General features: G+C 37.7%; 20 protein-coding genes, 1 pseudogene and 1 riboswitch. Of the genes and pseudogenes, 8 read left to right on the forward strand and 13 right to left on the reverse strand.

Annotated elements, in window-relative coordinates:
* The first annotated feature begins 169 nt into the window (after positions 1-169).
* Entirely contained in the window at positions 170-1,882 is a 1,713-nt protein-coding gene (locus ACFFHF_RS10350) for a methyl-accepting chemotaxis protein (protein WP_377058064.1), read from the forward strand.
* Positions 1,883-1,986: 104 nt separating this feature from the next.
* Here ACFFHF_RS10350 and ACFFHF_RS10355 read toward each other — a convergent pair whose 3' ends face one another.
* The 3 genes from ACFFHF_RS10355 to ACFFHF_RS10365 all read right to left on the reverse strand — a co-directional run bounded on the left by ACFFHF_RS10355 (position 1,987) and on the right by ACFFHF_RS10365 (position 3,236).
* Positions 1,987-2,187: a cold-shock protein gene (locus ACFFHF_RS10355; RefSeq protein ID WP_066056568.1), complete on the reverse strand. Its 201-nt coding sequence runs from the start codon at positions 2,185-2,187 to the stop codon at positions 1,987-1,989.
* 196 nt (positions 2,188-2,383) lie between these two features.
* Positions 2,384-2,752: a hypothetical protein gene (locus ACFFHF_RS10360; protein ID WP_377058065.1), complete on the reverse strand. Its 369-nt coding sequence runs from the start codon at positions 2,750-2,752 to the stop codon at positions 2,384-2,386.
* Between the two features lie 148 nt (positions 2,753-2,900).
* On the reverse strand, positions 2,901-3,236 hold the full coding sequence (locus tag ACFFHF_RS10365; protein WP_160549149.1) for a zinc ribbon domain-containing protein YjdM: 336 nt from the start codon (positions 3,234-3,236) through the stop codon (positions 2,901-2,903).
* 230 nt (positions 3,237-3,466) lie between these two features.
* Between ACFFHF_RS10365 and ACFFHF_RS10370 the strand changes: the two genes are divergently transcribed.
* From ACFFHF_RS10370 to ACFFHF_RS10380, 3 genes are all read left to right on the forward strand, one after another.
* Positions 3,467-3,817, forward strand: a complete 351-nt coding sequence (locus ACFFHF_RS10370) for a helix-turn-helix transcriptional regulator (RefSeq protein ID WP_160549150.1) — start codon at positions 3,467-3,469, stop codon at positions 3,815-3,817.
* The gene (locus ACFFHF_RS10375; RefSeq protein WP_160549151.1) at positions 3,795-4,466 is read left to right on the forward strand and encodes a DUF1129 family protein; all 672 of its coding nucleotides are present in this window, start codon (positions 3,795-3,797) and stop codon (positions 4,464-4,466) included. The genes ACFFHF_RS10370 and ACFFHF_RS10375 overlap by 23 nt, the downstream gene beginning before the upstream one ends.
* Before the next feature lie 158 nt (positions 4,467-4,624).
* Entirely contained in the window at positions 4,625-5,443 is an 819-nt protein-coding gene (locus ACFFHF_RS10380; protein WP_160549152.1) for a carboxylesterase family protein, read from the forward strand.
* Between the two features lie 212 nt (positions 5,444-5,655).
* Here the strand turns inward: ACFFHF_RS10380 and ACFFHF_RS10385 are convergent, their stop codons facing one another.
* The 7 genes from ACFFHF_RS10385 to lepB all read right to left on the reverse strand — a co-directional run bounded on the left by ACFFHF_RS10385 (position 5,656) and on the right by lepB (position 11,449).
* Complete coding sequence (locus ACFFHF_RS10385; RefSeq protein ID WP_377058081.1) at positions 5,656-6,396, reverse strand: LamB/YcsF family protein; 741 nt, start codon at positions 6,394-6,396, stop codon at positions 5,656-5,658.
* A gap of 57 nt (positions 6,397-6,453) precedes the next feature.
* On the reverse strand, positions 6,454-7,104 hold the full coding sequence (locus tag ACFFHF_RS10390) for a DUF1989 domain-containing protein (RefSeq protein ID WP_160549153.1): 651 nt from the start codon (positions 7,102-7,104) through the stop codon (positions 6,454-6,456).
* Between the two features lie 30 nt (positions 7,105-7,134).
* On the reverse strand, positions 7,135-7,848 hold the full coding sequence (locus ACFFHF_RS10395; RefSeq protein ID WP_377058066.1) for an urea amidolyase associated protein UAAP1: 714 nt from the start codon (positions 7,846-7,848) through the stop codon (positions 7,135-7,137).
* Between the two features lie 26 nt (positions 7,849-7,874).
* Positions 7,875-8,669: an ABC transporter ATP-binding protein gene (locus ACFFHF_RS10400; protein ID WP_377058067.1), complete on the reverse strand. Its 795-nt coding sequence runs from the start codon at positions 8,667-8,669 to the stop codon at positions 7,875-7,877.
* Complete coding sequence (locus ACFFHF_RS10405; RefSeq protein WP_160549156.1) at positions 8,670-9,485, reverse strand: ABC transporter permease subunit; 816 nt, start codon at positions 9,483-9,485, stop codon at positions 8,670-8,672.
* A 23-nt stretch (positions 9,486-9,508) separates the two neighbouring features.
* Positions 9,509-10,519, reverse strand: a complete 1,011-nt coding sequence (locus tag ACFFHF_RS10410; RefSeq protein ID WP_340902635.1) for an ABC transporter substrate-binding protein — start codon at positions 10,517-10,519, stop codon at positions 9,509-9,511.
* A 68-nt stretch (positions 10,520-10,587) separates the two neighbouring features.
* Positions 10,588-10,696, reverse strand: a riboswitch (guanidine-I (ykkC/yxkD leader).
* Between the two features lie 207 nt (positions 10,697-10,903).
* On the reverse strand, positions 10,904-11,449 hold the full coding sequence (lepB, locus tag ACFFHF_RS10415) for a signal peptidase I (protein ID WP_160549158.1): 546 nt from the start codon (positions 11,447-11,449) through the stop codon (positions 10,904-10,906).
* Positions 11,450-11,619: 170 nt separating this feature from the next.
* On the opposite strand from lepB, the gene ACFFHF_RS10420 reads away from it, so the two are divergent.
* The gene (locus ACFFHF_RS10420; RefSeq protein ID WP_377058068.1) at positions 11,620-12,381 is read left to right on the forward strand and encodes a class I SAM-dependent methyltransferase; all 762 of its coding nucleotides are present in this window, start codon (positions 11,620-11,622) and stop codon (positions 12,379-12,381) included.
* Positions 12,382-12,431: 50 nt separating this feature from the next.
* On the opposite strand, the gene ACFFHF_RS10425 is transcribed toward ACFFHF_RS10420, so the two are convergent.
* Positions 12,432-12,707 (reverse strand): hypothetical protein, encoded by a 276-nt coding sequence (locus ACFFHF_RS10425; RefSeq protein WP_160549160.1) that lies wholly within the window; start codon positions 12,705-12,707, stop codon positions 12,432-12,434.
* 225 nt (positions 12,708-12,932) lie between these two features.
* Between ACFFHF_RS10425 and ACFFHF_RS10430 the strand changes: the two genes are divergently transcribed.
* From ACFFHF_RS10430 to ACFFHF_RS10440, 3 genes are all read left to right on the forward strand, one after another.
* Positions 12,933-13,523 carry a biotin transporter BioY gene (locus tag ACFFHF_RS10430; protein WP_377058069.1) on the forward strand — a complete coding sequence of 197 codons (591 nt, stop codon included), beginning with the start codon at positions 12,933-12,935 and terminating at the stop codon, positions 13,521-13,523.
* A gap of 22 nt (positions 13,524-13,545) precedes the next feature.
* Complete coding sequence (bioB, locus tag ACFFHF_RS10435) at positions 13,546-14,541, forward strand: biotin synthase BioB (RefSeq protein WP_340902634.1); 996 nt, start codon at positions 13,546-13,548, stop codon at positions 14,539-14,541.
* A gap of 513 nt (positions 14,542-15,054) precedes the next feature.
* Positions 15,055-18,081 carry an efflux RND transporter permease subunit gene (locus ACFFHF_RS10440; protein WP_377058070.1) on the forward strand — a complete coding sequence of 1,009 codons (3,027 nt, stop codon included), beginning with the start codon at positions 15,055-15,057 and terminating at the stop codon, positions 18,079-18,081.
* A 36-nt stretch (positions 18,082-18,117) separates the two neighbouring features.
* On the opposite strand, the pseudogene ACFFHF_RS10445 reads toward ACFFHF_RS10440, so the two are convergent.
* Together ACFFHF_RS10445 and ACFFHF_RS10450 are read right to left on the reverse strand one after the other, a co-directional pair.
* Positions 18,118-20,227 (reverse strand): annotated as a pseudogene (locus tag ACFFHF_RS10445) (MMPL family transporter).
* Between the two features lie 110 nt (positions 20,228-20,337).
* Entirely contained in the window at positions 20,338-20,913 is a 576-nt protein-coding gene (locus ACFFHF_RS10450; protein WP_377058071.1) for a TetR/AcrR family transcriptional regulator, read from the reverse strand.
* Positions 20,914-20,920 lie beyond the last annotated feature (7 nt).

Raw genomic sequence — 20,920 nt, forward strand, 5'->3', positions numbered from 1 at the left:
TAGTGGATTTGGACGGGTTACCACCTGACTTATCCATTATAAAGGACTTTTTCTTTGCACAATATAATAAAGTTGAACATTTTGAGTATTTTTAATAGTGAAATTAAATTAATGCAACACTAGTGATAATTCATCGAAAAATATTAAACTACAAAAGGAGCAACCGTCGATGAAATGGATTAAGAATTTAAAAATAGTACAAAAAATGCTTTTATTATCTGCAATAACTTTTGTAAGCCTTTTAACAGTAGGAGGAATGGGGGTTTTCCAACTTGCTAGTATGGGGAATAAACTTACAGATTTATACGAGATGAAGCTTCAACCGATTCAAACTGTTAGCTTATTAAAAACCAATTCTCAGGACGTACAGACCAACCTAGTAGAACTTATGGCCTCCAGGGATACAAGCCATAAAAACGAACTAATAGACGATATGGAAGCAACACTCCAAATGAATCGTGAAATTAGAGAAACGTATCAAACAACGAATAAAGAAGAGAATGAACTTATTTCAAAGGTTAATGACTTAGCACAAAACCTTCAAGAATCTAAAGAGAAAATAGTGACACTAACTTTAAAGAACCAAAATTTTGATGCCTATGAAATATACGAAAAAGAAACTGGACCGATTTTAGATGAGATTAACCAGCATTATACAAAATTAATAGAAATTAACGGTACAGAAGCAAAGAACGTAAATGAGGAGAATAAAGATTTTATAGAAACCTCTTCGCTTACTATGATTCTATTTATAGCTGTTGCTTTAATTATCTTTGCTGCAATCAGTTGGATAATTTCAAAATTGATTTACGGACCTGTTCGTAAAATGGAATACTTAATGCAGAAAGCGAAAAATGGAGATTTAACCGTACAAAGCGACTATGATTCAAGAGATGAGATAGGGTCCCTTTCAAAATCATTTAATGAAATGATCACCCAAATTAAATCACTAATTATGATGGTTCGTGAATCGTCAGACCAAGTTGCCGCTTCTTCTGAGCAGCTAATGGCTAGTGCTGAACAAACCAATAAAGCCGCAGAACAAATTGCTGAAGCTAGTTCTATTATGGCAGCTAACGGTGAAGCATCTGTAAAGGGTACAGAAGTTGTATCTGTGTCAACACAGCAAATGGCAATTGGCATTACAAATATTGCGGATTCGATTACGCAAGTTTCTGATCATTCAAATGTAACAACCGAAGAATCAGAAAAAGGAAATATCGCACTTAAGAAAACCATAGATCAAATGGGATCTATCAACGAAACCGTACAAACGTCATCTGGTATTATTAAGGACTTAGGAGAACGTTCTTCTGAGATAGAGAAAATCTTAGCTGTTATCTCCGGAATATCAGACCAAACAAACTTACTTGCTTTAAATGCAGCTATTGAAGCTGCGAGAGCTGGGGAACATGGAAAAGGCTTCGCTGTGGTGGCTGATGAAGTAAGAAAATTAGCTGAGGAATCTCGACGTTCTGCTGAACAAATTACACATTTAATACATGATATCCAAAGCAGTACCTCCAATGCAGTTGTATCAATGGATAAATGTACAACGGAAGTACAAACTGGTCTTGTACTAATTAATGATACTGGTAAATCTTTTGAGAAAATTCTTCATTCTGCAGCGGACGTATCAAGACAATCGGTTGAAGTTTCTGCCGCTGTTAAGCAGTTATCTTCAAGCGTGGAGCAGGTTGCCATGGGTATATTTGATATCTCTATGAAAACCGAAGAATCTTCATCAGGTTCCCAAACGGTGGCTGCTGGAGCTGAGGAACAACTTGCTTCGATGGAAGAAATCACAGCTTCCGCACACTCGTTAGCAAAAATGGCTGAAGACCTTCAAGCAATGGTTAATACATTTAAAGTGTATGAATAATAAAAGTGGTGCTGAAACCATAAAGGTTTTAGCACTACTTATTTATATTAAAGATATAAAAAAACAGATGGTTAGTTTACCATCTGTTTCTTCTTATATGATATTTATGCTTTTTTTACGTTAGTAGCTTGAAGTCCACGTTGACCTTGCTCAGTATCAAAAGTAACCTTTTGACCTTCGTCTAAAGATTTAAATCCTTCACCTTGAATCGCTGAGAAGTGAACAAATACATCTTCTCCACCTTGAATCTCGATAAAACCGAAGCCTTTTTCTGCATTAAACCATTTTACTGTACCTTGTTGCATGTTGTTTCCTCCTGCGTGGAATACTCCACAATATAATACTATCATTGCTCAATGAGAAATCAAAGGCGAAAAAGCTTTCACTATTTTTTCCTTACAGACCGAACAAAAATAATTCTTTCTAAGAATAACAGGTTATGAGCAATAAAACAATGATAAGTATTAATTACATATATTCTCCAACCACATAGGAAAAAAATTATACAAATATTTTAGCTACTTTAGTCATCACTTTTTTGTCATTCGCAGTAAACTTTTTGGGCTTACTAGGAGAAGCTAATATTAAATTTCTCTGAATCTCTGAGGTAGTGATCTGAAGATAAAAAGCACTAGAATCTTCATCTCCATCTAAATACCCCTTAAGTATCTTCATTTTTTCAAGTGTACCTGTAATTTTCTTATTATAATCCCACTTGATTTTATTTTTGTATCTTGTATCCAACTTTTCCTTTAAAGAAAAAGCCTCTTCTACTGCTTCTTCAGGTGTTTTAAAAAAGGAGTTCATTCTTTTGATTCCTTTTTTTCTAATTCCATCTGCTACTTGAGCTTGGTAACCGATTACTGTCATTTTTGGCCATCCTTCCTAAGGGTCTCTTGCCTTCTACAAATGAGAACTAGAAGACCATATGGATGTTCCCTTACTACTAGTATATCCTTATATATCCAGTAAATACCACAAATATGTATTATACGGCTTTAATCAATCCATTCTTATGCTATACTTTCTTTACAAATTCTGATTTTAACTGCATGGCACCAAATCCATCAATTTTACAATCAATATCATGATCGCCTTCGACAAGACGAATATTTTTCACCTTCGTACCGATCTTAATCACTGATGACGAGCCCTTTACTTTTAAATCCTTAATAACGGAAACAGTGTCACCGTCGTTTAGTACATTCCCATTTGCATCCTTCACTACCTTTTGCTCTTCACTTATTTCACTTTCTGCAGTCCATTCATGTCCACACTCTGGGCATATATATAATGGACCATCTTCGTATGTGTATTCCGATTGGCACTTTGGACAATTTGGCAAATTAGCCATTTCATTTCCTCCGATCAAACTAGTTATAATCCTCTCTTATACTGCCAAAATGTCTCCGTAAAAACAAGAATCTATACATGTAAATATAACCTAAAAACAGCAAGGTTTTTTTCCATATTGACAAATAATAACCAATTACTTACAATAAAAATAACTACCATGTATAACAAAGTAGTTATTTTTTCATTAGCTACCTTGTTATGCAAAGTACCAGGAAGTGGGTATGCTTTATGTCTTTTCGAAGTCAGTTATTAAAAGGGATTATGGATGGCTGCGTTTTAGCGGTAATCGAGAAGGAAGCTGTTTATGGTTATGAACTTTCCAAAAAGCTCCAAGACATTGGTTTAAGTGATGTGAGTGAAGGAACCATCTATCCTGTTCTTCTTCGACTTCAAAAAAACAGTCTCATTCGGGGAGAAATGAAGCCGTCTGAATCCGGACCAAATCGAAAGTATTATTATCTAACAGATGCTGGAAAAGAGACGCTAGAAACTATCGCATTAGAGTGGGAGCAGGTTTTTCTTCCCGTTCATTCTTTATTTCAAAGGAGGAATAATCATGAAAGCAAAGCAACTGATTGAAGAAAATAATCGAAAGCGCGACAGATTAACCAAAGAGAACGAAAAATATTATAGTGACATGCTGGTATACATTCGACTGCAGTTAACCCTTTCGGAGCAACAGTCGGAGGAAGTGTTAATGGAAATGCTCGATCATTTATTAGAGGCTCAAAACGAAGGTAAAACAGCCAAAGATATCTTTGGTCTAAATCCTAAGCAGTACGCTGATGAGATCATCGAGAACCTTCCTAAGGAAAAAAAGCGTCAAGCACTTCCATTCATAAGTGGTCTTGCATTAAATATCATAAGTTATATGTTAATCATACGTTCTATCGTTATTCTTATAGGGTCCCAATTCAAAGAAATAACCACAACGGTATATCCGCTTACCTCTATCATTGTTATTTGCGTAATTTTAGCTAGTATTTCCTTTGGAGTTTGGTATATTTTTAAAATTATTAAGGACTCACTCTTCCTTGAAAAGCAGAATAATAAAAAGGATATGATAAAAGCAGGAATTTATGGGAGTGTATCAATGGGTATAATCATTGCTGTTAGTAAACTTATGCCAGAGGTTGGACCTTCCTTTTCCCTTTCTTGGTGGGCCTCCCTTTTATGCGGTTGCATCATTTGGATCGTCGGGTATGGAGTGAAAAAAATTGAGTCTTAACTACCAGGAGGATAGAACCCTTTTTTATAAAGGAGCTGCATGAAAATGTAGCTCTTTCCTGTTTTAATAGGATTCGCAAACTTTTTCCTAAGAAAAAAGGAAAAAGGCTATCTTTTTATGAAAGCGCTTATATTCTATGATTAGCCTTGTATTTTACTATGTTAATAGAAGTTAAGAACAATAGTATTGCAAACGAAGTTAGTAATGGTGCAAAAAGTAAGGTATCCACGTTCACTTATACATTCACAACCAAAGAAGATATCGCTTCAAAGTTCCTAAGTTTCACCTACAATAACATGCCTTATCGCCTTTATGTACCTGAAAATTACGATCCATCAAATTCGTACCCGCTAGTCCTGTTCCTGCATGGAGGAGGAGAGCGAGGCAATGATAACGAAAAACAAATTTTAGCCAATGATGGTGCGGTAATTTGGGCAGCTCCTGAAAATCAAGCAAAGCATCAAGCTTTTGTCCTTGCCCCTCAAGCCCGTAATGTACACGATGGTGGGTTTGGAATCACTAGAGACACAAATAATAATATTAATCTAAGCAGAGTGTTCGAGTTCTCTCAAGACTTAGGTACTGCCTACGACATTCTTCAAAAGGTTAGAAGTGAATATAATATTGATAGCAAACGACTATACTCTACTGGATTGTCTCAAGGTGGATTTGGTACTTTCAATCTAAATATAAGATATCCTGACCTATTTGCTGCCATGGTACCAATTGCTGGTGGTGGAGATCCGACTCAAGCCTCACAGCTTGTAAATAAACCTATTTGGGCATTTCATGCCGTAGATGATGTTGTCATTCCAGTATCTTATTCACAAAACATTATCGCAGCGATTAAAAATGCTGGTGGGAATCCAATTTATACAGAATATCCAACAGAGAAGGGATATAACCATGCTTCATGGGTACCTGCGTATGAAAAGAAAGAAATGATTGAATGGGTATTTAGACAAGTGAAAAAATAGAGAATCAAAAAGGTGTCAGAATCTATGTCTGACACCTTTTCATATGCTAGTTGGTAACAGTAAAAAATTCTCATGTAGTTTGGAATATTTCTAACATTACTTTCCAAACTAATATTATGAAGAAACTATTAAAACACTCACTTCTCATATTAGCGATTATACTTTGGTGCTTGTTATTTCTTTATTATCTTCATATAGAAGGAATTTTCAACTTACTTAACTATTAACGATTTCCTTCCTATTTGCCAGCCCTTTTCTAATAAGGCTTCTCGAACCGATCTCATAATTGCTGGTGCATTAGGCGTATCACTATGCACACAAATCGTTTCAACAGGGCTTTCCTCCAACAACTGCAAAGCTCTTTTGGCCATTGTGTTTGGCTGTCCAATTTCCTCTAATGTCCAGCCGAACATTTTCACATAATTATTCACATACGGTCGATCAGCAAAATATTCGCTCACTACCTTTAATTTTGCTTCCTTTGCCGCATGATAAAGCTCTGAATTTGGTAATGTATAGATCTCAATTTCACGATTGAAGTCCAAAACGGCTTCCACCGTTACTTCCGCTAGCTCTCTTTTTTCAGCTGTCATCATATAAAGAGCACCATGCGGTTTAATATGAGACAATGATGTATGACTCTTTTGCAAGAAACTAGTAAGAGCTCCGAGCTGATAAAGAGTATAATCGTAGATCTCTTGTGGCTTAACTTTCATTTCACGACGACCAAAGCCTAATCTATCGGGTAATCCTACATGCGCTCCCACCCTTACACCATATTGAACGGCCAACTCGACAGACTCGCGCATGACATGTGGGTCCCCCGCATGAAAACCACACGCAATATTAGCCGAGCTTATTAATGGCATGAGCTCCTCATCAGCACCATACTTATACAGGCCAAAGCTTTCTCCCATATCGCAGTTTAGATCAATATATTTCTCCAGAATAATTCCTCCCTTTAATGAATTACATTTCCGTTAAAAAGGCCATTTAAGTAAACTCACATTCTACGATTCCCAGATATAGACTTTAATAGGTGTAGGATTGTAGTCATTGCATGGGTTGTTCAGCTGGGAGCAGTTGCTAAGAAGGACCATTGTGTTACATTTCGCTTTTAGCTCAACATAGCTTCCAGGTGCAGAAATACCATCAACGAATTCAATGGCACCATCCTGAGTAAAAGGTACAATACAAAAGAAGTTAACGCTTGGCGGTAGATCTCTTTTTGTATATCCCGCTTGATTTTCTTCCATCAAAAGCAAAAAGGTATCACGACAGTTATGCATATCAATCTTGTCATGTCCATAGCGGACCGTATTGCTTTGGGCAGAACAAAAACTAAACCAAGCATCATGGCAACCAACCGTATCTGCAACAATAGTGACGAGTTCTTTACCTGATTCCGCAAGTAAGGTCGAACCGGTCTTAAGGTACATATTCTCCTGCTCAGCAATGGTTAAAACGGTGCTATAGTGATCGTCTGGATTGTCCGCATCATAAAACAAAGCATCCACTGATTGGTTTCCTTCTATGTCTTCAATTCTTATTACTTGTCCGGGTAGAAGCTTTTGCATAAATCCTTTCCCAGCCAAAATGGTTTCACTATATATCGCATCCTTCGTGTCTCGGGGACTTTCCACTTTCGTTAGAACAGGCATTGTTTGACCCTCCTTCTTCGAAAAAAGTATTCAGTATAAATCGTAATAAGCCCAAGTATTTTCAAATGCACGTCGATTTTCGGGACGATTGTTCACACATATGTCATCCTCTTCTACTTGGGGAGAAGAGGAAACCTCCATTTGGACAGGTACAGCCGGAAACTCTGTCTTTGGATCTAGAGGATTAGGTGTATTGGAGAGGACAACTAAAAGATCCATCTCCGTTCTTAAGGTCACTGTAGCACCTTTAGGACAATGATTTTTTTGAAAGGTTAATTGACCATTTTCATCTGTAGTGATTTTAGAAAATAAATTGACTACTGGTACTAAATCACGTGCCCCTAAGCCATTTCGAGCAAGCTCGGTAATCAAGTTTTCTCGCCCACTTCGAAAATACTCGTTTCGCTGAATTTGATAGGTGGTTACTCCATATTTAGCATCCGTTTTCTCACGAGTCGTACATCCAGCGATCGGATCATGCCAGCCAACACTATCTTCTAAAAAACTTGCCAACACTCGGCCATTATCACTTAAAAGAACATGACCTTTTGTTAAATGGCTTGTAAACTGAGACTTTAGTGTGTCGGACATGACATAGCGCTCGGTTAAATCCCTTGCGTTATAAAAAAGAACGGATACATTCGCACCTTCCTCCAGTGCAGTAAAACGAATACATTTCCCTCGTTTTATAAACCCTGACCATTTTCCACCAGGAGAAAGAATGGTCGACCAAACATGTGTCATCCTAATTTCCTCCTTTTAATCCATCATCAATGCTTGAGTAGCGTAATGATATGTTTCTTAAGTTTCATAAATCGGTCCACTTCGACTAGTTCGCCATTCTTAAATAGTTGAAGATCTGCATTAATTTCTTCTTTAATTTTCCCAGGACGAGCATCCATTACATAAATTCGTTGGGATAGAAAGATCGATTCATCAATGTCGTGGGTAATAAAGACAATGGTTGTTTTTTCTTTTTTCCAAATATCTAATAGCAATTGCTGCATGGACTGCTTCGTTTGCGCGTCAAGTGCCCCAAACGGTTCATCCATCAACAAAACCTCTGGATTATTTGCTAATGAACGGGCAATGGCCACACGCTGCTTCATGCCACCTGATAATTCTTTTCCATAAGAATTGGCAAACCGCTCAAGACCAACAACCGCTAAGTATTTATCGGAAATGTCTTTCCGTTCCTTCGGGCTAACACCTTTTAACTTCAAACCAAATTCAATATTCTCCCGAACGGTCAACCATGGAAAAAGGGTATAAGATTGGAAGACCATCCCCCGCTTGACGCTTGGACCTTGTACTTCCTCACCAGCTACTTTAACTGACCCAGACGTTGCTTCTTCTAGGCCGGCTAATATTCGAAGAATGGTTGATTTCCCACAGCCAGATGGCCCCAAAATGGAAACAAACTCCTCATTTTTCACATATAAAGAAACATCCTCCAAAGCCTGGAACGTGCTGTTTTTCGTTTCGTAGATTTTTGATAATCCATTGATTTCAATTTCGATATCAACCGGATCGACTACCACTTTTGGCTGTACAATAGTCACCATTTAATTCCCACCTTCCACCCAAGGAAATAACTTTTTATTCGCGATCGCAAATGCTCTATCAATAATCAGCCCTAATAGTCCAATGACAATAATCCCTACAAAGATAGACTCTGTATCTAAGAATCTCTGTGCCTTCATGATGAAATAGCCAAGTCCATTATTCGCTGCCACCAGCTCAGCAACGACTAAATATGTCCAAGCCCAGCCCATAATCAAACGTAGAGTTGTCATGAGTTTTGGCAGCAACGCAGGGATAATGACTTTGAAAATCACTTGCTTTCGATTCGCACCAAGAGTATAAGATGCGTAAAGCAAATCTTTGCTAATACGATTGGTATCATCGGCCACCATCAAGATGAGCTGAAAGAAACAACCGATGAAGATCACCAATATCTTGGCTGTTTCTCCAATTCCTGCCCATACCATAATTAGAGGAATAAAGGCTGCTGCAGGCATATAACGAATAAACTCTGACATTGGTAAAATAAAGGATTCTGCGAATTTAAAGGTTCCTGCTAATATTCCAAGTGGAATACCAATCACACAAGCCAGTAAAAATCCCATAAATACGCGATACACACTTATGCCAATATGCTCCCAAAACTCTGGGTTTCCAAAAGATTGAGCTAACGAAAGTACCACTCCGTTTGGGGTTGGCAGGAAAACTTCGTCAACGATGTTAATAAACCTAATACCACCCCAGAAAAGGAAGAGTAATAGAAAGGTGATACATACACCAAACAAATACCATTTTTTTGGAACCTCTTCACGTATAGAAGTTAAGCTTCTTATTGTTCTATTTTTTGGTAGCTTCATTCCACTCACCCCTTCTATTCTTATTATTTTGAAACATTTTCTACAAAGGACGAATCAACAAAATTGGAGAAGTCAGGTATTTCATCCACATAGTCCTGTCTCTTTAAGAACTCTGCATTTTTCTCTGCCGTATAGTAGAAGGAATCGTAACTATTTCCTTCTTTGAAGGAATCAAGATTATCTTCAGGGGTAAACATTTTGAACCCTTTAAATCCTTCTGTTAGCTCTTCACTAGTAATTCCAGCCTCTTTGGCAATAATATCAATGGATTCTTCCGGATTCTTTTCCAAGTAGTCAACGGCATCAAACCAAGCATTTACTATTCTTTGTAACTCTTCTTTCTTCTCTTTCGTAACCTCTTCTCGAACAACAAAGACGTCAGATACTAACCCAGGATAATCTGCAGAAGTAACCAGTTTATGTGTGCCTTCCTTGCCAACTGCTTTGCTTAAGAATGGCTCCCAAAGTCCAGCTGCATCAATATTTCCGGATAGGAAAGCATTCCCTGCATCAGGGACAGTCAGGTTTGTGAATTTCACATCAGACTCCGTCATACCTGCATCTTCAAGAGCAGTCAGTAGGAAAAAGTGTTCAATCGTTCCTAGTTCCGTACCCACAGATCTTCCTTTTAAATCTTCAACAGATTGAATATCACTTGTGGCAACAATTCCATCACCACCTATAGAATTATCCGTAATAAAAATGGTTTTTAAATCAATTCCTTTATCTAAAGGGGGAATCGCATCTAACAATGCTTGAGTATTTCCATCGATTTTCCCTGTATTTAAGGCCGATAAGGAGTCAGCATAGACTGGAAAATAGACCAATTCAACATCAACATCATATTTCTCAAAGAAACCCTTTTGATCCACAAGATGCCATAAGTACCAGCTAGGTAGAGCACTAAAACCAATTTTAACGGTATTGCCACTGGATTCACTTCCAGAGGTTTCTTTTGTTGAACTTCCACAAGCACTTAAGAACATTGTTCCAACCAATACGACTGCTAAAAATACATGTTTCATTTTTCTCATTCTCTTCACCTCATAGTTAAATTTTGTTTTTGAAAAAATAAAAGAAGGATAAAAGAATGAGAGAATGAATCTCCCAGGCTTTTATCCTTCCGTGTATATAGAAAAAAATTCTATACGCTCTCTCTTGGACCAGACTTGATAGGACACCATATCAACGGAACCCTAGACAGCTTTTTGCTCTCACTGATACTTTTTTTGGAGAGCCTATATTTACTTGCAAAGATTTAAGTTGGTTTCAGTATATATCGATTACAAAACTCCCCCAACACTCGTGTTACATTTTCTAACAGGGTTTTTATTATTAACTATCCTTTCACCAGAAAAAAATAACCGTACTCCAGGCTCGAAGTAGGTTATTTTTAGATAATTGTTTTTACTAAGCAGTTATTCGGGAATACCAATTTTCCTTATTGGATAAATCTGTAACTTCACTTCTCCTATTAAAGAAGAAATAGGAATTGGGCCAAAAAATCGACTATCCTTACTATGTAGCCGGTTATCTCCCATAACAAATAACGTTCCATCAGGCACGACTGATTCCCCTGTTAACTCCTCAAGTGTAAAGTCTCCAGTTAATTTATCTAATAATAGATCTTTCTTTATATCTTCTAAGTACGGTTCTTCCATTGGGTTCCCATTGATATAAAGGGTATCATCTTTCACTTCTACCTGATCTCCAGGCAAGCCAATTACCCTTTTAATATACCGTTCATCTGAATCTGGTGCGTTAAATACGATTAGGTCAAATCGTTGAACATCTGATACTTTACTAACCAATAGCCGGTCATGCTCTTGAAAGGTTGGTAACATCGATTCCCCATAAACGATGGCAGGTGAGAATAGGAAGTGACGACAAATAAAAGCAACAATAAATGCAAACACAATCGATTTAAACCAAGAATAAACTTCCTTTTTTGTAGTTTCACTCAAACCGTTTTCCTCCTTTATTTTTATTTATCAGATCACTGCTTGCTAGATTATTTTAATTTCCCCTTTTTTCGACTGCTTATCTTATAACATACCACATTCCAGATGGAAACTTTTTCTTGTATGCTAAAATATGTTAAAATTTCGATAATTCAAGCAAGGGAGAGTTGAGGATGGAGAACACTGCACATCAACAGGATCCATGGAATGCAAACTTATACGATAATCATCACTCATTTGTCTCGAAATATGGGAATAGTCTTATTGAATGGTTGGCACCCCGTAAAGGAGAGCGAATTCTTGATTTAGGATGCGGAACAGGTGATTTGGCGAAAAGGTTATTTGATCAGGGGGCCCAAGTGATAGGGGTAGATAAATCAAATAATATGATTGCACAAGCATTAGAAAAATATCCTGAAATACCATTTTTCGTCCAAGATGCAACACAACTACCTTATACAAATGAATTTGATGCTGTTTTTTCTAACGCAACTCTTCATTGGGTAAAAAAACCTAAGATAGCTTTAGAATGTATCTACAAAAGCTTAAAACAAGACGGAAGATTCTTAGCAGAATTTGGTGGAAAAGGGAATGTACAAACCATCATAGATGAAATTCGGCATCAATTAGGGAGTGATCTAAATGATTCCCCTTGGTATTATCCAAGTATTGGTGAATATTCTTCATTAATGGAAGCAGTTGGTTTCAGAGTTACTCTTGCCCAACATTATGATAGACCAACTCCTCTAGAAGGTCCCAACGGATTAAAGAACTGGATAAAGATGTTCGCAATGAGCTTTTTTCGTGGAATAGATGAAACAGAGCGAGAGGAAATCATAAATAAGGTTGAACAACAACTAAAATCAAAATTATTTCAAGATAACCAATGGATTGCGGATTATAATAGAATTCGTGTCATCGCAATCAAGGAATAATAAAAGGCATCAAGATGTCATTTAGCCCATCTTGATGCCTTGTTACTTTTTTATTGTTTAACTTCTTCCCAATAATATTGTATGGCTTCCTTCCGAACGACTTCCGGGCATTCCACCTCATTGTCCCAATGATCGTAGTTATTCTCACCATTCACATGATGAATATCTACACTGTAGTATTTATCTTTATATTTAAAAATAATAACCACCATTTCTGAGTAACCAGCATCATCATTTCCAAGTTCTTGGACAAATTCTAATCCATAAGCATCGTGGTTTTTTCTTTCAGCAACTGAATCAAGTATTACATCTTTAGGAAACTTCATCTTTCTCGTCTCTTCCCTTCCATTTTATAAGCGTATTTTACTACGGTTATGAGGAAAAAGAAACATGATTTATCGAAAGGAATATGACAAATTTTTGAGCTTTTTTTAAATCCCTTTTTTTCTAGAGGTACGATTATTTTTTGTTAACCTAAAAAATATTTAGTTGACAAAAAATACTTTGAAAATTTATGCTTTACTTATACAAAAAGAAAAGGGGCTATTTTTATGAAATTAAAAACAATTGATCTTACATTAGCAGCCATGTTCGTTACATTAATGGCTGTAGGTGCAAACATTACCTCATTTGTGCCATTTTTGGTGGTCGGAGGAGTTCCAATTACGCTACAAACTTTTTTTGCTATTTTAGCAGGTTTGATTCTTGGTAGTCGTTTGGGAACGATCTCCTTGACTGTATATGCGCTTGTCGGATTGGTGGGCGTTCCGGTTTTCGCTAGATTTGGAGCTGGTTTTTCCAGTCTCTTGAGTCCAACCTTTGGATTTATTGTTTCATATGTTATTGCTGTTTTTGTAGTAGGAAAAATCGTAGAAAAGAACCGATCCCTTTCTGGCTTCATCACAGCTGCTATGGTCGGACTTGTTATTAATTATGTATTTGGAACAAATTGGATGTACGCGGCATACAAACTTTGGGCGGCGGCCCCTGAAGGTTTCACTTACCAAATGGCATGGTCTTGGATGGTCGTTCCAATGCCAAAAGATATTATTCTTACAGCACTAGCTGCCATTCTTGCTTTTAGACTAGAAAAAACAGTTTTATCAAAGGGTAGCTTCAAACATTTAAAAAGAACGGCTTAATAGCGGAAAGAGAGGATACATGGTGAATAATTGGAAAAGACTTGCTCTTGATGTATTAAATAATGGCTACGAGCTCACGAATGATGAGGCGTTAAATATCCTTACTTGTCCTGACAATGAGCTGCTTGAAATCCTTCAGGCAGCTTATGTAATACGAAGTCATTATTACGGCAACAAAGTAAAACTTAACATGATCATCAACACCAAATCAGGATTATGTCCAGAAAATTGTGGTTACTGTGCACAATCAAGTATCTCAAGCGCACCTATCCAAAAATACAGAATGGTTGACAAGGAAACGATTCTACAAGGTGCCGAACGAGCCTATCAGCTAAACGCCGGCACGTATTGTATTGTTGCAAGTGGCAGAGGCCCAAGCGAAAAAGAAGTGGATATTGTCACTTCTGCCGTCGAGGAGATAAAAGACAAATACGGTCTGAAGGTTTGTGCTTGCCTGGGTCTACTCAACTCGCAACAGGCAAAACGATTAAAGGAGTCAGGAGTCGACAGATACAATCATAATATTAACACGTCAGAGAGTCACCATGAATCCATTACTACCTCCCATACATACGAAGACCGAGTGAACACAGTCGAGCTAGTGAAGAATGCAGGTATCTCACCTTGCTCAGGAGTTATTATAGGAATGAAAGAAACACAGCAAGATGTGATTGACATGGCGAGAAGCTTAAAAGTATTGGATGCTGATTCTATCCCTGTTAATTTCCTACATGCAATTGATGGTACACCTCTTCAAGGTGTAAGTGAGTTAAATCCGCGTTATTGCTTAAAAGTGCTATGCTTAATGCGCTTTATAAATCCAGCAAAGGAAATTCGGATTTCGGGCGGACGAGAAGTTAATCTTCGAAGTCTCCAACCTCTCGGCTTGTACCCTGCTAATTCTATTTTTGTGGGTGATTATTTAACAACAGCTGGACAAGAAACAACGGCAGATCACAAAATGCTACAAGACCTCGGATTTGAAATAGAATTTGCTAAGGAAGAAACGACAGCATAAAAAGGCATAACAAAGTAGAGCAAGGGCTTATACCCTTGCTCTTTTTGCCTTAATTACTAATTCTTCGGATTGAGAANATATCGGGTTGTCATGAGAGGTCATAGGCGGAGAATTTCCTGTTAATGTATATAAGGGAAGCCTAAATAGCGGAAATAGGCGGAGATATTCCGATTAAATGCTCAGAATATGACCAAATTAAACGATTTGGATAATATAAACGGAAAAAGGCACCTTATTTTTAAGGAAATTTGAGTATTTCCTAATTTAACCGGAATTTCCCCGCTTATTCTCCTACACAGTGAAATTAGATTTCAGTTATAACAATTTTATAGAATTCAATAAAACGAACAATCTTAACCAAAAATTTTCATCAAATTTAATGATAACCCTTTTATTAAGTCTTTGTAAGTATTGTCGTATCGGTCTAGAGACTGTTCTTATTCATGAACAAATTATGTTATGATTCATCTTGTGATTATTAATAGTTTTTACCATGAAAGGGGAAATTTTACAATGTCTATTTTTACAAGGTGGGCCTTTCGTAACAAAGCTGCAGTATCCATTCTTACGATCTTGATCCTCGGCTTAGGGATCCTAAGCTACACCACATTACCTATGGAGTTCTTTCCAGCAGCAGACCAGCCACAGGTTTCAGTCGTTGTGCTCGGTCAAGGAACCGACTCTGATACGATGGAAAAGCAAGTGACGAATCCAATGGAAACGGTACTTGAAGGAGTAAAGGGAAAAACGAATATCTTTTCGACTACAGGAGACGGATATTCAAAGCTTGATATCCTTTACGACTCCAAAACGAATATGAAGGATGCGAAGCTAGAGGTACAAGAGGCACTGAGCATGCTTTCCCTTCCACCAAACGTGTCAAAACCAAATATCATTCAACTAAATACGAATATGATTCCGATCTCCCAAATTTCAATTACGTTTGAAGACGGATTAACGGCTGAAAACGTGGAATTTGCTAAAAAAGAAATTGTTCCCGTTTTAAAAGATATAGACGGTATTGCTAATATTCAAACCATGGGCGAAGCGAATTCCTATGTATCTGTGAAAATAGATAACGCAAAACTTGCACAAACACAGATTCCATTTCAAACCATCATGACCATCTTACAAGGACAGAATTCATCGATGGCTGTAGGTGAACAAATTATAGATGGTAAATCCAGTAACATTAAGGTTATTGGTAGTATCGATAGCCTAGATGAGCTAAGAAATTTACAAGTATCTCCAGAGGTTAGTTTAAAGGATATCGCAACAGTTGATAAACAAGAACCCTCTGATACGTTGAATCACATTAATGGTGAAGATGGTCTTTTCCTAATAGTAACAAAGGATAGTGCATCTAATGCCGTATCTATCAGTAAAGAGCTCGATCAAGCAATTAAGGAACTGAACGAAAGGTATAGTCAATCGGAGACGACTGTGGTTTTAGACTTAACGGATATGGTTGAAAACTCTGTTCACACCATGATGAAGGAAGTGTTACTTGGAGCATTGTTTGCAACGATTGTTATTATGCTTTTCCTAAGAAACATTCGCTCGACTTTTATTACAATTGTGTCTATTCCATTGTCCCTAGCCTTTACCTTATTCCTCCTTTCACGCTCAGGAATTACACTTAATGTTCTAACTTTAGGAGGGGTGGCAGTTGCAGTTGGTCGTTTAGTAGACGATAGTATCGTAGTGATCGAGAATATTTTCCGCAAAATGCAAAAGGAAAAATTCTCCGTACCTTTAGTAATAGAAGCAACAAAAGAAGTAGGAACAGCCATCACATCATCAACCTTAACAACCGTGGCAGTATTCCTACCAATCGGTCTTGTAAGTGGGTCCCTTCAGGATATTATGCTTCCATTTGCATTAACGATTACCTATTCCCTGCTCGCTTCATTAGTCGTAGCTTTAACGGTTGTCCCACTCATGAGTGCAGGTCTTTTGAAAAATACAAAGCTACCTGAACATAAGCCAGCGGTAAAGTTCATTAAGTTTGTCACTTGGTCACTTAATCATAAATGGGCAGTCCTTCTCCTAGCATTATTTGTTTTTGCAGGCTCGATTGTGACCTACGTAACGTTGCCGAAAGGGGCCATTGATAACTCTAGCTCCGATTTCATTGTGGCCAATTTAACGTACCCGAATAATACCCCTATTGACGAGGTAAAGGAAGGATCCCTTAAACTGGAGGAATTCATTCTTAAGCAAGAAGAAGTTGAACATAACTTTACTCAAATGGGGAATTCTGCAGAAGCTGCTCAGTACGGGGATGTAAAATCACCAACAGCAACAAGCTTTTCTATTATTCTTAAAGATAAAAAAGATACGGATCACTTGATCAAACTGATTGAAGGTGAAAAAGAGAATTATAGCGATGCCGAGCTTACGGTTTCAGCTAGTTCGATGATGTCTGGCTCATCTTCCCAAATCACCATCGATGTAATGGGTGATTCCTTAGCTAATCTAGAAGAAACGGCATTAAAAGTGAAGGATGAGATTTCTGGAATTGATGGTGTTGAAAAAGTTTCTACCAATTTTGAAGAAAAGAAAACGGTCTTTTCACTTGAAGTGGACTCCAGTAAAGTAAACTCGGAACAAACCGCTCAAAGCTTGGCAGCCATGCTGAATGCTATGCCAATTGGTATGATCCAACTAGAAGAACAAGACACACCTGTTTTATTGGAACCCATGCTTTCCCCATCTACAGCTGATGAGATTAACAATATCCCTGTTATGACTCAAACGGGTTTAGTCCCTGTTTCTGAGGTTGCTACTATTACGAAAAATGAAGAATCAACGAGTGTCTTCCATAAAGATGGAGACCAATATGTTCGAGTAACAGCAAATATTGATTCTGCACGTGTTTCAGACATCTCAAAAGAAATGAATGAGGTTATATTTGGTGCTCAAGGAAATGGTGGAATCAACCTACCTGATGATGTAGACATTTTTGTTGGAGGAGCTAGCGTCCAACAAGCGAATGACTTCTCTGATTTATTTATGACCATGATTGTTTCCATCGGAGCAGTTTTCTTGATCATGGTGATTACTTTTAAAACAGTAAGAGCTCCTATCGCTATTCTATTCTCCCTTCCACTTGCAGCGATTGGTGCTGTGCTTGGACTAGTGATTAGCCGAATTCCTGTGGATGTAACGGCTCTATTGGGTGCCCTTATGCTGATTGGTATCGTCGTCACGAATGCGATTGTATTATTAGACCGAATTAAACAAAACGAACAAAAAATGATTATTCGGGAAGCAATTGTGGAAGCAACTGCAACGAGAATGCGACCGATTTTAATGACGGCTATTGCAACCATCTGTGCCATGCTCCCACTTCTTTTTAAAAAAGCAGAAACAGGTGCCATTGTATCACAAAGCTTAGCTGTTGTTGTTATCGGTGGATTAGCAGCAGCAACCCTACTTACTCTTGTAGTCATACCCGTGATTTATGAGCTTTTACATTTCAAAAAGTCTAAGAAACAACGAGCTCAAATAGCAAACGAACAAAGTATAGACGCATAAAAATAAAGCCAGTCACCCTTGTGACTGGCTCTATTCTTATTGATGACCTTTTTGCATAGACGAATCTTTTTCAAACAAAACAAGCAATGCTGGTAATAAAATTCCTCGTATTAAGAAGGTGTCTAATAGTATCCCGACTGCAACAATAAAGCCAAATACAAATAATAATTGAATGGGTTGAGTCATTAACACGGCAAAGGTAGCAGCAAGAATAATTCCTGCTGAAGAGATCACACCGCCCGTATTGGCTACAGCAATTTCAACTGCTTTCTTAACGGGGTGAATTTTTCTTTCTTCCAAAAACCTTGAAATAAGAATGATATTATAATCAATTCCTAACGCCACTAAAAAGACGAAGGAGTATAGTGGGACGCGGTTACTAACCGTATCAATATCAAAAAATAGGTTTGTCAGGAACATCCCTAACCCAACAGCTGCCAGGAACGATAATAATATGGTCCCCATCATATATAAAGGTAGCTTGAACGACTTTGTCATTACGATCAGGGATAGCAAAGATGAGTATGGACTCTAACAGAACAATCACAATAAGGTCTCTGTTATTCGTTGCTCGATCGTCAATTCGATTCGCTGTTTCGCCAGCGAAGTAAAGCTCACCTTCGAGACCTGCATCCTTTACAATTTCCTGTGAATTATCTCTCGTTTTCTCCAACGCATCCATCGTTTCACTATCGTATGGACTTTCTGTATAAGTAAGCGTAAATTGAACAACTTTTTGGTCTTCTGTTACACCACTTGGACGAACACTGCTAATAAGGGGTTGTTTCGCTAGCTCTTTCATGATGGAATCCTGTTGCTCCATCGTCACTTGCTCAGAAGCTTCAAACAAGACCGTTGTTGGAGCTAAATCCCCCTTTTCAAACTTTTCTTGTAAAATTTCATACCCGATCCTCGATGGCATATCCTCTGGAAAGGACTTCATTGTATCAAACTCGTACTTCAGATTGAACATATTTAATGCGGATACCACTAGGATTATCCCAATCGCAACAGTTGAAACAACGGGCTTCTTCACTACACTTCGGCCTATTTTGCTCCAGAAAGAATTGGCTTTAACGGATTCCTCCCCTACTCTAGGAATTTTAGGCCAAAACGATTTCCTTCCAAATAGTGTAAAGAGAGCAGGAACTAATGTGACCGAAGCAAGCATGATAATCAGCATGGCCGTTGCAAAAATAGGGGCAAAATTTCGGTAATCCCCAAATTCTGCGAAGAATAATACCAACATGGCAGCAAGGACTGTACCACCCGAGAAGAAAACGGGTAATCCTGTCTCTCTCATTGCTTCTTTCATCGCTTCATGCTTATTTTCGTACGATTTTAACTCCTCTCGATAACGAGAAAAGACAAATAATGAATAATCAATCACTGCAGCAAATAATAATATCGTCATGATTGAAAATGTTTGGTTGTTAATAAGCAAGCCCGCTTTCCCCATTAGACCAAGCACTTGATTCACCACTTCATAGACAAAAGCGGCAGCAAGAAGTGGAATTAAAGCAAGTAGAGGGGACCGGTAAATCACGATTAACAAGACAAGGATTAGGCCAACAGTTGATAAAAGGAGCACCACATCTGCTCGCGAGAATAAATCTAGAGCGTCTACAGCAATACCAGCAGGTCCGGTGATCGTTAACGTCAAATTCGTAGATTCCTTAGCAATCTCCATCATCTTCTCTTGTGAGGTCCGCATCTCTTTCGCTTCAAAGTCAGCCTCAAAAGTAACTGGTAGGATAACCGTGCTTTTATCATCTGAAAAGAAACTTTCAATAGCTTGTGGTGGCAAAGTGGTGATTGGAACGATTTCCTTAACACCCTCCACCTTTTCAACCTCCTTAATAAACGACTTTAATTCAGATACATTTACTGCTTTAGCGTCACTTGATTGAAAAACAAGAATTGCCGGAGTTCCGTCATTATCTTTAAAATATTGATCCAGTTTATTTTGAGCAATAACTGACTTTGCATCACTAGGTAATGACGAAATATTGGATGATTCGTAATCTTTCGCACTTGGTGCAAGTATGGCAAGAAGGACGGTTACTATGACCCAAACACCTAACGTAACCCAAGTTCCTTTTCTGGTGGAAACTCGATCAGTAATTCTTTTGAGAATTGATTTCATGGTTCTCTCCCCTTATTTAATAATATATAGTGACACAAGTGTTACTTTGGATAAAAATAAAAAACACAATTGTCACCCTTATTATCAAGCGTAAGTGACAGTTGTGTCAATTATGAATGTGCAAACATTCCTTTACTAATGATTTCCTTGATTGACTCCACCCAAACAGACTTTGACAAACCATCATGATTAGGAACGGCGATCGATTGAAATATCAATCCGAGCATGACACTATCAGGAATATGTTCTTTAAGTTTTCCTTCCCTTTTCCCAAATGAAATAAAATTTTGTAAATAGCGATACATTTCTAAAGGAAGCTTTTCTAGCTGTTCTTTTCTTTCTATTGCTTTTTCATTTGAACTAGTTCCCATTTGTTTGACAACCGTAATGAGTTGATGAACTTCTGCCCTATCAAAAATAAGCTTCATTAAGAAATCAAACTGAGCTTCAAAGTTTCCCTGGTTTTCTATCTGAGACAAATCTGTAATAAATAACTGCATTTCATACAGTATAAAATCCGTAATCAACTCATCTTTGTTTTCAAAGTATTTATATAAAGCTCCTCTAGATACATCCAGTTGCTCTGCTAACAGACCAAAATGGAATCCTTCATATCCATGTTGAAGAAGTATTTTCTTTACAGTCTGAAACAGTTCCTCATTGGAAAATTTCCGTTCACGTGCCATAAGCTTT

It is taken from the genome of Robertmurraya beringensis, assembly GCF_042433785.1.
GTDB classification, from domain to species: Bacteria; Bacillota; Bacilli; order Bacillales; family Cytobacillaceae; genus Robertmurraya_A; species Robertmurraya_A beringensis.